The organism is Duganella callida (genome assembly GCF_004614165.1).
In the GTDB taxonomy this organism is placed as follows: domain Bacteria; phylum Pseudomonadota; class Gammaproteobacteria; order Burkholderiales; family Burkholderiaceae_D; genus Rugamonas; species Rugamonas callida.
In genome coordinates this window covers 1-12,900 of the sequence record NZ_SPVG01000086.1, presented here as the reverse complement: position 1 = coordinate 12,900, position 12,900 = coordinate 1, and the positions used below count along the sequence as shown (strand labels likewise).

Below are 12,900 nucleotides of genomic sequence, written 5' to 3'. Positions count from 1 at the left end.
GCGCTGGCGGCCGCGCGCGACCGCGTGCGCGCCACCATCCAGCGCCTGCCGCTGGCGCTGCAGAAGGAGGTGCAGGATCTGTTCGGCCTGCTGGCGCTGGGACCGGCGCGGCGCCTGCTGGCCGGCGTGGCCGGCAGCTGGGAGCACGCCGATCCGCAACAGGTGGCGGCCTTCCTGCAGAACTGGCGCACCCACAGCCTGCAGACGCTGCAGGTGGCCTATCACGCGCTGCATGACCTGATCATCGGCGCCTGGTATGCCGATCCGTCCGCGTGGGCCGCGATCGGCTATCCCGGACCGCTGCCGGAGCTGGCCGCATGAGCATGATTCCCGATCCGATCCAGGCCGGGCTGGCGTCCGGCTGGCAGGTCACCGATTGCGCGCAGCTGACGCAGGACCGCGAGGTGGAGGCCGACGTGGTGATCGTCGGCAGCGGCGCCGGCGGCGGCGTCAGCGCCGAGATCCTGGCGCTGTCCGGCCTCAAGGTGGTGATCGTGGAAGAGGGCGCGCTGCGCTCGTCCAAAGACTTCAAGATGCGCGAGGCCGAGGCCTATCCGTCGCTGTACCAGGAGTCGGCCGCGCGCAAGACGCGCGACAAGGGCATCACCATCCTGCAGGGCCGCACGGTGGGCGGCAGCACCACCGTCAACTGGACCAGCAGCTTCCGCACGCCCGAGATCACGCTGCGCCACTGGCAGCACAAGTTCGGCCTCGACGACTACACGCCGGAGGCGCTGGCGCCGTGGTTCGCCATGATGGAAGAACGGCTCAGCATCATCGACTGGCCGACGCCGCCCAACGAGAACAACGACCTGCTGCGCCGCGGCGCGGCAAAGCTCGGCATTCCGACCGGGCTGATACGGCGCAACGTCAACGGCTGCTGGAATCTCGGTTATTGCGGCATGGGCTGTCCGACCAATGCCAAGCAGTCGATGCTGGTCACCACCATCCCGTCGGCGCTGCAGCTGGGCGCCAGCCTGCTCACCCACGTGCGCGCGGAAAAACTGGTGATCCGCGACGGCCAGGTCAGCCGCATCGAGTGCGTGGCGCTGGCGGCCGACGGGCTGACGGCCAGCGGCCGCCGCGTCACGCTGCGCGCGCGCCATTTCGTGCTCGCCGGCGGCGCCATCAACACGCCGGCGCTGCTGCTGCGCTCGGACGCGCCCGATCCGCACGGCCTGCTCGGCAAGCGCACCTTTCTGCATCCGTCGGTGGCCTCGCTGGCGCTGTGCGCGCAACGCGTCGACGCCTACGCGGGCGCGCCGCAGACCGTGTATTCCGACCACTTCCTGCACACCGAGCGCATCGACGGACCGCTGGGCTACAAGCTGGAGGTGCCGCCGCTGCATCCGCTGCTGTTCGCTTCCACCATGGCCGGTTTCGGCGCCCAGCATGCGGCGGTGATGCGGCAGTTCCCGCACGCGCACGTGCTGGTGGCGCTGCTGCGCGACGGCTTCAACGAGGCCGCCGCCGGCGGCAGCGTGACGCTGGTCGATGGCGCGCCGGTGCTCGATTACCCGCTCGGCGATGCGATCTGGGATGGCGCCCGGCGCGCGCTGCTGACCATGGCCGAGATCCAGTTCGCCGCCGGCGCGCACAGCGTGATGCCGGTGCATGAGCAGGCCACACCGTACACCAGCTGGCGGCAGGCCAGGGCCGCGATCGCGGCGCTGCCGATGAAACTGCTGCAGACGCGGCTGGCCTCGGCGCACGTGATGGGCGGCTGCGGCATGTCGGACGATCCGCGGCGCGGCGTGACCAGTGCCGGCGGCCGCTATCATGGCGTCGGCAACCTGTCGGTGCATGACGGCTCGTTGTTCCCGACCTCGATCGGCGCCAATCCGCAGCTGTCGATCTATGGCATCGTCGCGCGCATGGCCAGCGCGCTGTCGGAGCAGCTCAGCGGCCGGCCGGCCACGCGCCCGACCCGGACCTGAGCCTGCGCCATTCCCGCCTGCGCCCGAATGACATATCATGCGGGCATGATCAAACGACTGTTGCTACTGCTGCTGGTGCTGCAGGCGGCCTGCGCCGGACTGCTGGCGGGCGGCTTGTATCTCTGGTGGCGCCCCGCCTGGCGCGCCGGGCTGGGCGCGCCGGCCATGGCGGCGCTGTGCCTGGTCTGCGGCCTGCTGGCCGTGCTGGCCGTGCGGCTGCTGATCTCGGCCAACAACTTTTACCTGAGCTGGCGCGCCGGCAGCGTCACGCCGCCCGACCATGCGCTCACCGCGCTGCGCGCCGCGCGCCTGTTCTGGCATGAGTTCGGTTCCTCGATGCTGGCCTCGTCCTGGTATATGCTGCGCCCGGTCGGCCTGCGGCTGCTGCCGGCGGCGCGCGGCCTGCCGGTGCTGCTGATCCACGGCTACGCCTGCAACAGCGGCTATTGGCTACCGATGAGCAAGCTGTTGTGCCGGGCCGGCATCAGCCATTACGGCATCGACCTCGAACCGCCGGGCGCCTCGATCGACGATTACGCGCCGCAGGTGCAGGCGGCGGTGCAACGCCTGCGCGCGGCGACTGGCAGCGCGCAAGTGATCATCCTCGGCCACAGCATGGGCGGGCTGGTGGCGCGCGCCTACCTGCGCCGCTACGGCCGCGCGCACATCGCCCGCGTCATCACGCTCGGCACGCCGCATCACGGCACGGCGCTGGCCAGCCTCGGCCCCGGCAGCAACGCCGCGCAGATGCGGCGCGGCAGCGACTGGCTGGGCGCGCTGGCGGCGTCTGAGGCAAATACGCAACGCACGCTGTTCAGCTCCATCTATTCTGTCCATGACAACATCATCGCGCCGCAGGATTCCAGCGCGCTGCCCGGCGCGCGCAACCTGGTGTTTGGCGCCATAGGCCACGTGGCGCTGGGGCGCCATCCCGAAATCCTGGATTGTGCGCTGCGCGAGATCGAAGCGGTGGCGCACGCGTGATTTTGTGTGAATATCTTTCATTCATCGTTGCTGTATGGTTAGTCCTGTAAGCGTGCAAACAAGGCGAGGCGATGACCATCGATTTCGGCACCCTGATCCTGAACGAGAGCCCCGACGCGGTCGTGCTGACCCGGCTGGACGGCGAGGTGGTGTGCTGGTCCAACGGCGCGCAGGCGGTGTTCGGCTACAGCAGCGCGGAAGCGGTCGGCCGGCTGCTCAGTGAATTGATCGTGCCGGCCGCGCTGGCCGGCGAAGAAAACGATGTCATCGCGCGCACCGTGGCCGAGGGCGCCGCCAACTACGATTCCATGCGCCAGTCCAAGGATGGCCGGCTGGTGTACATTGACAGCTCCAGCAAGCTGGTGCGCGATGCCACCGGCGCCGAGTACATTTTATGGAGCAAGAAGGACGTCACCGCGCTGAAGGTGCTGCGCGACGCCAAACTGGTGCAGGCGCGCTACGACGGCATCCTGGAATCGATGCCGGACGCGATCGTGATGGTCAACGCCGCCGGCCGCATCGTGCTGGCCAACGGTCAGGCGGAGCGCATGTTCGGCTATGCGCGCCATGCGCTGCGCGGCATGCTGCTCGAACAGCTGATCCCGGAACGCTTCCGCGGCGACCACATCGCCCACCGCGGCGGCTACGTGGCGCGGCCCGGCATGCGCGCCATGGGCAGTGGCCGCAATCTGTACGGCTTGCGCCACGACGGCGCCGAATTCCCGGTCGAAATCAGTCTGAGCCCGATCGAAACGGAAGAGGGGACGCTGATCATGAGCGCGATCCGCGACATCAGCGAACGCAAGCAGATCGAGCTGGCGCTGCAGGAAAACAATGTCGAACTTGCAAAGGCGGTCGCCGCCAAGGACCGCTTCCTGTCCGGCATGTCGCACGAATTGCGTACGCCGTTGAACGCGATTATCGGATTTACGGGTACTATGCTGATGAAGTTGCCCGGCCCCATCAACGATGAACAAAACCGTCAGTTGCGCATGGTGCAGAGCAGCGCGCGCCAGCTGCTGTCGCTGATCAACGATTTGCTCGATCTGACCCGGATCGAATCGGGCAAGGTCGAGCTGGACGTCGAGCGGCTGCCCTGCAGCCGGCTGATCGATGAAGTGCTGAGCTCGTTCAAGCCGCAGGCGCGCAGCAAGGGGCTGGTGCTGGAATTCGAACCGCCGGCGCAAGAGGTGACCGTGTGCAGCGACCGCCGCGCGGTGCAGCAGATTCTGATGAACCTGGTCCACAACGCGATCAAGTTCACCAACAGTGGCAGCGTGCTGGTGCGGCTGGCGCGCTCGACGGTGGATTGCCGGCCGTATGCCACCATCAGCGTCAGCGACACCGGCATCGGCATCGGCGAGCAGCAGCGCGGTGCGTTGTTCCAGGCGTTTTCGCAGCTGGACGCCAACGCGCTGCGCCAGTTCGAGGGCACCGGGCTGGGGCTGCATCTGAGCCGCAAGCTGGCGACGCTGCTGCAGGGCGAGATTTTGTTTGACAGCGAGTACGGCGTCGGCAGCGTGTTCACGCTGGCATTGCCATTGGAAGATTAAAGCACCACGAAAGGGAGAGATCACGTGTCAGCACGTATCCTGATCATAGAAGACAATGCCACCAACATGGAGTTGATGGTGTATCTGCTGCGCGCCTTCGGTTACACGCCGCTGTCGGCCAGCGACGGCGAGGCGGGCGTGGCGGCCGCCCGGCGCGAACTGCCGGACCTCATCATCTGCGACGTGCACCTGCCCAAGCTGGACGGCTATGGCGTGGTGGCCGCGCTCAAGGCCGACCCGGCGGTGCGCAGCATTCCGGCGCTGGCGGTGACCGCGCTGGCGATGGTGGGCGACCGCGAGAAACTGCTCGAGGCCGGGTTCGACGGCTATATCGGCAAACCGATAGAACCGGACACCTTCGTCACGCAAATCGAGTCTTTTTTACACGGGGTGATGTCGTCCCCGGTTAAAAAAAACGACACCGCCACGATCCTGATCGTGGATGACCACGTGCTCAACCGAGAATTCCTGATGACCCTGCTGAGCTATGGCGGGCATCGCCTGCTGGAGGCGTCGAACGGCGCCGAAGGCTTGAAGATGGTGCTGGCGGAACAGCCGGACCTGGTGATTTCAGACATCCTGATGCCCAACATGGATGGCTACGAATTCGTCACGCGCCTGCACGACAACCCGGACACCGCCAACGTGCCGGTGATCTTCTACACCGCCACCTACCGCGAGCGCGAGGCGATGGCGGTGGCGCAGTCGTGCGGCGTGCGCTGGGTGCTGCCCAAGCCGTCCGACCCGGAAGTGATTCTGCAGACGGTGCACGAGGCGCTGGGCCTGGGCGGCGTCGATGGCCTGGCCGAGCCGCTGCCGGCATTCGCGCCGGAACCGCCGGCCGAGGGGCGCTTCCACGACATCGAGCACAAGGTGGCGGAATACCTGGACGAGCTGGAATCGAGCAGCCAGATCATCAGCAAGATCGCCAGCGACGCCGAGGAGGCCACGCCGGACGACTTGTCGCGCATGACGCAGCGGCTGTCGCATTCGCTGTCCAGCCTGCAGGCGGTGAGCCTGCGCCTGACCGCGCTGATCGAACTCGGCATCGAACTCTGCGCCGAGCGCGACCCGGGCGCGCTGGTCGAGATCGGCTGCCGCGTGGCGCAGAACATCTGCGTGTCCAAGTACGCCTGCATCGGCGTGCTGGAGCCGGGCGCCACCGAGCTCAGTTACTTCGCCAGCTGCGGCGCCGGCGTGCCGATCCGCCAGATCGCCCACACGCCGCGCGCCGGCGTGCTGCGCGGCCTGCTCGACCAGCGGCTGCCATGCCGCATCAACGACCTCAACGGTGACCCGGCCACGGTCGGCCTGCCGCCCACCCATCCGCCGGTGCACAGCTTTCTCGGCGTGCCGATCTATTCGCGCGAGCGCACCCACGGCTGGCTGTACCTGGTCGACAAGCTGGGCGCCGACGGCTTTTCGGAAGTCGACGAGCGGGTCGCGGCCACGGTGGCGGCGCAGGTCTCGGTGGCCTACGAAAACCTGCTGCTGTACGAGGAAATCAAGCGCAACCATGCGCAGCTGACGCTGGACATGAACGCCCGCATCCGCCTCGACGAAGACTTGCGCCGCTTCCGGCTGGCGATGGACGCCACCGCCGACGCCATCTTCCTGGTCGACCGCGCCGGCATGTGCTTTGTCGACGTCAACGCCACCGCCTGCCGCATGCTCGGCTTCGAGCGCGAGGAATTCCTGCGGGTCGGCCCCAACCGCTCGCTGGAGGGCGAGCTGCACAAGCTGGAAGAACTGTACGACAAGCTGCTGGCCGGCGATCAGAGCGGCGCCATGGCCGAGCTGCTGCTGCACTGCAAGGACGGCACGCCGTTGGCGGTGGAAGTGCAGCGCCGCACGCTGCGCTCGGGCGCGAGCTGGATCCTGGTGGCGGTGGCGCGCGACATCACCGAGCGCAAGGAAGCCGAGCAGCGGCTGCTCAAGCTGGCCCATTTCGATACGCTGACCGGCCTGCCCAACCGCAGTCAGTTCTACGATTCGTTGCTGCACTCGCTGCACCAGGCCGCGGAGCACAAGTGGTCGCTGGCGGTGCTGTTCCTCGACGTCGACCGCTTCAAGAACATCAACGACACGCTGGGCCACACCATCGGCGACGAGCTGCTGCGCCAGTTCTCGGGCCGGCTGGTCGATTGCCTGCGCGTGCGCGACACCATCGGCCGCTTCGGCGGCGACGAGTTCGCCGCCATCCTGATGCTGCCGGAAGGCGCGCAAAACGCCGTGGTGGTGGTCGACAAGATCCGCGACGCGCTGCGCCGGCCGTTCGACCTCAAGGGGCACGAGGTGACGGTCACAGCCAGCATCGGCATCGCCGTGTTCCCCGACGACAGCGCCGATGCCGACACCTTGATCCAGTATGCCGACACCGCCATGTACCGCGCCAAGGAAGCCGGGCGCGATGCCTTCCGCTTCTTCACCGCCGAGATGAACGCGCAATCGCTGGCGCGGCTGGACCTGGAAAACGCCCTGCGGCGCGCCATCGACAACGAGGAATTCGTGCTGCATTTCCAGCCCAAGGTGCACATCGACACCGGCCGCATCAGCGGTGCCGAGGTGCTGATCCGCTGGCAGCGGCCGGGCCACGGCATGGTGTCGCCGGCGCTGTTCATCCCGCTGCTGGAAGAAACCGGCCTGATCGTGCGGGTCGGCACCTGGGTGATCCATGAAGCCTGCCGCAAGATCGCCCACTGGCAACAGGCCGAGGTCGGCGCGGTGCACCTGTCGGTCAATGTGTCGGGCATCCAGTTCTTCGTCGGCGGGCTGGAGGAGGAAGTGCTGAAGGCCATCCGCCAGCACAACATCGCGCCCGAGCTGCTGGAGCTGGAGCTGACCGAGAGCTCGCTGATGTCCAACGCCGAGGAAACCATCAGCGTGCTGAAGAACCTGAAGGCGCTCGGCATCCAGATCTCGATCGACGATTTCGGCACCGGCTATTCCTCGCTGGCCTACCTGAAGCGCTTCCCGATCGACAAGCTGAAGATCGACATGGCCTTCGTGCGCGAGGTGACCAGCAACCCCGATGACGCCGCCATCGTGCTGGCCATCATCAACATGGCGCACAGCCTGAAGCTGAACGTGATCGCCGAGGGGGTGGAGAAGGAAGCGCAACTGGCCTATTTGCGCCGTCACAACTGCGACGAGATGCAGGGGTATTTCTTCAGCCGGCCGCTGCCCGAGGCCGAGTTCGAGGCCATGCTGCGCGAGGGCCGGCGCCTGCAGGCGCCGGTCGACGACAGTCCGGCCGACCAGCAGACCCTGCTGATCGTCGACGACGACGCCTTCATGCTGGAAGTGCTGACCGATTTCCTGGCGCAGGACGGTTACCGCATCCTGACCGCGCAGACGGCGGCCGAGGGCTTCGATGTGCTGGCGCGCCACCGCGTGCAGGTGATCCTGTGCGACCAATGCATGCCGCAGATGAGCGGCACCGAGTTCATGGAGCGGGTCAAGAACCTGTGCCCCGACACCTTCCGCATCATGCTGTCGGCCTACGCCGACCTGACGCCCATCATGGCCGCCATCAACCACGGCGCCATCGACCGCTTCTACACCAAGCCGTGGAAGGGCGCCATCCTGCGCGAAAACATCCGCGAGGGCTTCCGCATCCAGGCGCAGACCTTCGGCGCCGTCCGGCCTTTGGGAGAGGTCGAACCGCAGTCCGCCTAGAGTGAAAGTAGGTTACTATCGTGGCATGCGAGCGCGACTTTCATCCTGTCTGCTGAGTGTTCTTCTGCTGCTGTGCGCCAGCGCGCCGGCGGCCGGGCCGCTGAAAATTTACGGCATGGAGAGCCAGCCGATCAGCTTTCTGCACGGCGCCAGGGCCGACGGTTTCGCGGTGGAGCTGACGCGCCATCTGCAGCAACGGCTGGGCCGCCATGAACCGATCGAGATCGTGCCGTGGGCGCGCGCCAGCGCGCAGGCCGAGCTGGCGCCGGACGTGCTGCTGCTGTCGATCGTGCGTACGCCCGAGCGCGAGCGCCATTTGCAGTTCGCCGGTGCGCTGTTCACCTCGCAGGTGGTGGCGTACGCGGTGAAGGGGCGAGCCGAGCGGTGGCGTAGCCAGCATACCGATCTGCATACCCTGCGCGGCGGCGCGCGCCGTGGCAGCATTTTCGTCTCGCTGCCGCGCGCGCAGGGTTACAGGATCCTCGATGAAACCAATACCTCGGCCACCGCCGCGCGCATGCTGATGAACGGCCGTTTCGACCTGTGGTTCGACAGCGAGGAACTGGCGCGCGAGGCCGTGCGCCAGGCCGGCTACCAGCCGGCCGATGTCGAGGTGGCGCTGCGCCTGGACCAGGTGGAGGTGGACTTCGCCTTTTCCCGGGGCACGCCGGCCGCCACCGTGCAGGCCTGGGCCGACGCGCTGCGCGAGGCCAAGCGCGACGGCAGCTTCGGCAAAATCTTCCTGAAATGGCTGCCGCCGGCCCAGCTGCCGGCCGACGCGGCCTTGCCGCATTAGTAACCGTTCTCTAGTCCGAGTCGCTTAGAATACGCTATCGGCGCAATGGAACTCACGGGAAGCACATGGCTAAGAAGTTGAAGAAAGTCGACGACCAGCAGCTGGCGGACGCGGTCCGCATGTCGTCGCAGGAGATCTGGCAGGCCGGCCTGGCCGCCTTCGCCAAGGCGCAGGAGGAGGAGGGCAAGTTCTTTTCCATGCAGCTGTTCGAGGAGCGCGTGCTGCGCGCGCTGAGCTCGATCGGCGTGCCGACCCGGCAGGAGATCGATGCGCTGCAGCAGCGCATCGACGCGCTGGGCGCGCAGGTGGCCGCGCTGTCCGGCCAAGCCGCGCCCCGACACGCCGCAAAAGCCGCGAAAGCCGCCGCGCCGGCCAAGGCGAAGGCCGCGGTGAGCAAGCCGGCCAAAAAAGCGGCACCCAAAAAAGCGGCCGCCAAAAAGGCCAGGTAAGCTATCTGCCGCCATCCGCCCGGCATGTGCGCGCAAACCGCCGCGTTTGTGTTCCGCTGCCGTGCGCATCGGTGTTATGCTTGCACCAGAATAAACAGAGGTTTCCCCTGCCATGCTACAAAAAGCCCCCCGCCGTACCCGCGAACGCATCCTGGAGCTGTCGCTGCGCCTGTTTAACGAATTCGGCGAACCGAATATCACCACCACCGTGATCGCCGAGGAAATGAACATCTCGCCGGGGAATCTGTACTACCACTTCCGCAACAAGGACGACATCGTCAACTCGATCTTCGTCCAGTTCGAAGCCGAGATCGAACGTATCCTGACCGTGCCCAACGGCCGCCGTTCGAACATCGAGGACGTCTGGCTGTATTTGCACCTGATGTTCGAGCTGATCTGGCGCTATCGCTTTTTCTACCGCGACCTGAACGACCTGCTGTCGCGCAACCGCAAACTGGAGCTGCACTTCAAGCAGATCCTGGCGCACAAGATCAAGGTCGCCCGCCAGCTGTGCGAAGACCTGCGCAGCGAAAAGTCGCTGGAGGCGTCCGACACCGCGATCGAGGCGATGGCCACCAACATGGTGGTGGTGGCGACCTACTGGCTGTCGTATGAATACGTGCGCAATCCGCGCAAGTACAGCGAGCAGCAGTCGATGGCCGATGCGCTGGCGCGCGGCTGCTACCAGGTGCTGTCGCAGATCGGCCCCTATCTGCGCAATGAGACGGCGCTGCTGTTCCAGAAGCTGTCCGAAGAATACCTGAAGAAGTTGAAGTAGAACCGCAACGGAGACCTCATGGCGTGGACCCCTTTTCCGTATCCTGAAGCGAGCTTCCGCTACACGCAGGAGAGCCTGCGCGCGGCCTGGCCGGAACTGCACGGCGGCGACCGTGAGCCGTTTCCCACCCATCCGGCGCTGGTGCAGGCCTGGATCGCCTTCCACGCCGGCGAGTTCGAACGGGCCGCGCGGCTGGGGCTCGATGTGGGCGTGAACGGCTATGCCGTGGCGCACAAGGCGATCTGCATGTACGCCAACTACCTGGAAACCAGCGACAAGAAAAAGCTGGCCACCTTCGAGTGCGTGGCCGAGCGCTGCGAACGCCAGCAGCTGGAGCAGCCCGACAATCCGGCCGGCTACTACTGGCACGCGTATGCGCTGGGCCAGTATGCGCGCGGGATTTCGGTGGTGAAGGCGTTGGCGCAGGGGCTGGGCGCGAAGATCCGCCACAGCCTGGACAAGACCATCGCCCTGGCGCCGCAGCGCGCCGACGCGCACGTGGCGCTGGGCGTGTACCATGCGGAGATCATCGACAAGGCCGGCGCGGTGCTGGGCGGCCTGACCTACGGCGCCAGGAAGGAAGAGGGCTACCGCCAGTTCGAACAGGCGCTGGCGCTGAATCCCGATTCGTCGATCGCGCGCATCCAGTATGCGCGGGCGCTGCTGATGTTGGAAGGTAAAAAGAAAATGGCGCAGGCCGTGGATTTGTACCGGCAGGCCGCCTGCTGCGATGTGCGCGACGCCACCGAGCGTCTCGACCAGCAGGTGGCGCAGAAGGAACTGGAAGAGGAAAAGCAGAGTGGTTAAGTCGATTTGTGTGTATTGCGGCGCCAATGCCGGCGTCTCGCCGCGGTTTGCCGCGCAGGCGCGCGCGCTGGCGGCGGCGCTGGTGGAGCGGAATCTGTCACTGGTCTACGGCGGCGGCAACGTCGGCCTGATGGGCATCATCGCCGACGAGGTGCTGCGTTTGGGCGGCGAGGTGACCGGCGTGATCCCGACCGCGCTGGTGGAGCGCGAAGTCGGTCACACCGGCCTGACGCGCCAGTTCATCGTCAAGGATATGCATGAGCGCAAGGCCATGATGTCGGAACTGGCGGACGGCTTCATCGCCATGCCGGGCGGCCTGGGTACGCTGGAAGAACTGTTCGAGATGCTGACCTGGTCGCAGCTGGGCATCCACGCCAAGCCGATCGGCGTGCTGAACGTGGACGGTTATTACGACCACCTGGTGGCGTTCATCCGCCACGCCACCGCACAGGGGCTGGTGCGGCCGCAGCACGCGCAGCTGATGATGGTCGAGAGCGAGCCGGAGGCGCTGCTGCGCCGCTTCCTGTGATTCAGAGCCGGGCCGGCGTCCAGCGGCCCTGCAGGCGCGCCAGCGCTTCCAGATAGTAGTAATCGCCCCACAGGTTGGATTCGTCCACGCCCAGGCTGGCGGCGCGGTGGTACACGCCGTGGCGCAGCAGGCCGCCGCTGTCCGGCTGGCGGCCGGCGCAGTGTTGTGTCAGCGCCTGCAGCAGTTCTTCCGCCGCCTGGCGGTAGCGCGGGCCGGCGTGTCCCGCCTGCTCGGCGATCTCCAGCAGGCCGCACACGGCGATGGCGCAGGCCGAGCTGTCGCGCGGCTCGCCGCTGTCGTGCGCCAGGCTCAGATCCCACAGCGCGATGCGGTCCGGCGGCAGCTGGGCCAGGAAATAGTCGGCCAGGCGCATGGCCACCGCCAGCAGTCCCATGTCCGGCAAATGGCGGTGGTTGATGGCAAAGCCATAGATGCCCCAGGCCTGGCCGCGCGCCCAGCAGGAGTCGTCGGCCAGGCCCTGGTGGGTGGAGGGCCTGAGCGCCGCGCCGGTGCCGGCATCGAAATGGTAGGTGTGATAGGTGGCGCCGTTGGGCCGCACCAGGTGGTCGCGCGTGCGCTGCAAATGGCTGCGCGCGGCGTCGCTGTAGGCGTGGTGGCGGCTGGCGCGCGCGGCCCAGTGCAGCAGCGGCAGGTTCATGATGCCGTCGATGATGACGCGGCCGCGCTGCACCGGATCATCCATGCCGCCCCAGGACTGGATCACGCCGGCGCCGGGCAGGAAGCGGCCCAGCAGGCGTTCGGCCGCGCCCAGCGTGGCGGCGTAGGCGCCGCGGTCGCCGGTCAGGTGATGCGCGGCCGCGCAGCTCAGCATGTACAGAAAACCCAGGTCGTGGTGTTCCAGGTCGACGCCCTGCGACAGCCGGGTGATGAAGCCCTGCGTCTGCCGTTGTGCCGCCTCGCGCATCGCCGCGCTGCCGCCGAGGGTGTGCCCCAGCCACAGCTGGCCGGTCCAGAAGCCCGTGGTCCAGCCGACGTTGGCGCCCGGCGCGGCGCCGTTCAGGCGGCGCGGCGCATAGTGCTGGGCTGCGGAAGTGTCGCCGGGGAAGGCGTCCGGGCCGAGCGTAGCAAGGGTGCGCTCCAGTTGGCGCAGGGCGGATTCAAGGCTCATGGGGCGATTTTATGTTGGCGATAGTTAACGTTACCATGCGATATGAAGGTTTTCAAGTCGCGCCGGGCGAAGCACAACAAAATGATGTGCCGGCGCGATATCGTATGGTATCGTTAACCTATCGATGACATTGACAGGAGAAGGTTACACATGAAGACTTCCGGATTGACCCTGGCCGGCCTGTGCGTCGGCGCCCTGCTGCTGGCGGACGCCGGCCTTGCCGCCGCCGCGCCGGTCGCGGCCTCCACGGCCTCCGCGGC

Annotated in this window: 10 protein-coding genes and 1 pseudogene; 10 read left to right on the top strand and 1 reads right to left on the bottom strand. The window is 66.9% G+C overall.

Features of this window, described 5'->3' with window-relative positions; genetic code table 11:
* From E4L98_RS08950 to E4L98_RS08905, 10 genes and pseudogenes are all read left to right on the top strand, one after another.
* Positions 1-321, top strand: a pseudogene (locus E4L98_RS08950) (hypothetical protein); the annotation flags it as partial.
* Entirely contained in the window at positions 318-1,937 is a 1,620-nt protein-coding gene (locus tag E4L98_RS08945) for a GMC family oxidoreductase (RefSeq protein WP_135201211.1), read from the top strand. The pseudogene E4L98_RS08950 and the gene E4L98_RS08945, both read left to right, overlap by 4 nt.
* 45 nt (positions 1,938-1,982) lie before the next feature.
* Positions 1,983-2,921, top strand: coding sequence for an esterase/lipase family protein (locus tag E4L98_RS08940; RefSeq protein ID WP_135201210.1), 939 nt, complete (start codon positions 1,983-1,985; stop codon positions 2,919-2,921).
* Positions 2,922-2,992: 71 nt separating this feature from the next.
* Positions 2,993-4,474, top strand: a complete 1,482-nt coding sequence (locus tag E4L98_RS08935) for a PAS domain-containing sensor histidine kinase (protein WP_135201209.1) — start codon at positions 2,993-2,995, stop codon at positions 4,472-4,474.
* A gap of 24 nt (positions 4,475-4,498) precedes the next feature.
* Entirely contained in the window at positions 4,499-8,152 is a 3,654-nt protein-coding gene (locus E4L98_RS08930) for an EAL domain-containing protein (RefSeq protein ID WP_135201208.1), read from the top strand.
* A 25-nt stretch (positions 8,153-8,177) separates the two neighbouring features.
* A complete protein-coding gene (locus E4L98_RS08925; protein WP_135201207.1) occupies positions 8,178-8,948 on the top strand; it encodes a substrate-binding periplasmic protein in 771 nt (256 codons plus the stop codon).
* Between the two features lie 65 nt (positions 8,949-9,013).
* A complete protein-coding gene (locus tag E4L98_RS08920; protein WP_135201206.1) occupies positions 9,014-9,397 on the top strand; it encodes a phasin family protein in 384 nt (127 codons plus the stop codon).
* Between the two features lie 112 nt (positions 9,398-9,509).
* Positions 9,510-10,175 (top strand): TetR/AcrR family transcriptional regulator, encoded by a 666-nt coding sequence (locus E4L98_RS08915; protein WP_135201205.1) that lies wholly within the window; start codon positions 9,510-9,512, stop codon positions 10,173-10,175.
* An 18-nt stretch (positions 10,176-10,193) separates the two neighbouring features.
* Positions 10,194-10,982 carry a tetratricopeptide repeat protein gene (locus E4L98_RS08910; protein ID WP_135201204.1) on the top strand — a complete coding sequence of 263 codons (789 nt, stop codon included), beginning with the start codon at positions 10,194-10,196 and terminating at the stop codon, positions 10,980-10,982.
* The gene (locus tag E4L98_RS08905) at positions 10,975-11,511 is read left to right on the top strand and encodes an LOG family protein (protein WP_229257320.1); all 537 of its coding nucleotides are present in this window, start codon (positions 10,975-10,977) and stop codon (positions 11,509-11,511) included. The genes E4L98_RS08910 and E4L98_RS08905 overlap by 8 nt, the downstream gene beginning before the upstream one ends.
* A 1-nt stretch (position 11,512) precedes the next feature.
* On the opposite strand, the gene E4L98_RS08900 is transcribed toward E4L98_RS08905, so the two are convergent.
* Positions 11,513-12,640 (bottom strand): glycoside hydrolase family 88 protein, encoded by a 1,128-nt coding sequence (locus E4L98_RS08900; RefSeq protein ID WP_135201202.1) that lies wholly within the window; start codon positions 12,638-12,640, stop codon positions 11,513-11,515.
* Positions 12,641-12,900 lie beyond the last annotated feature (260 nt).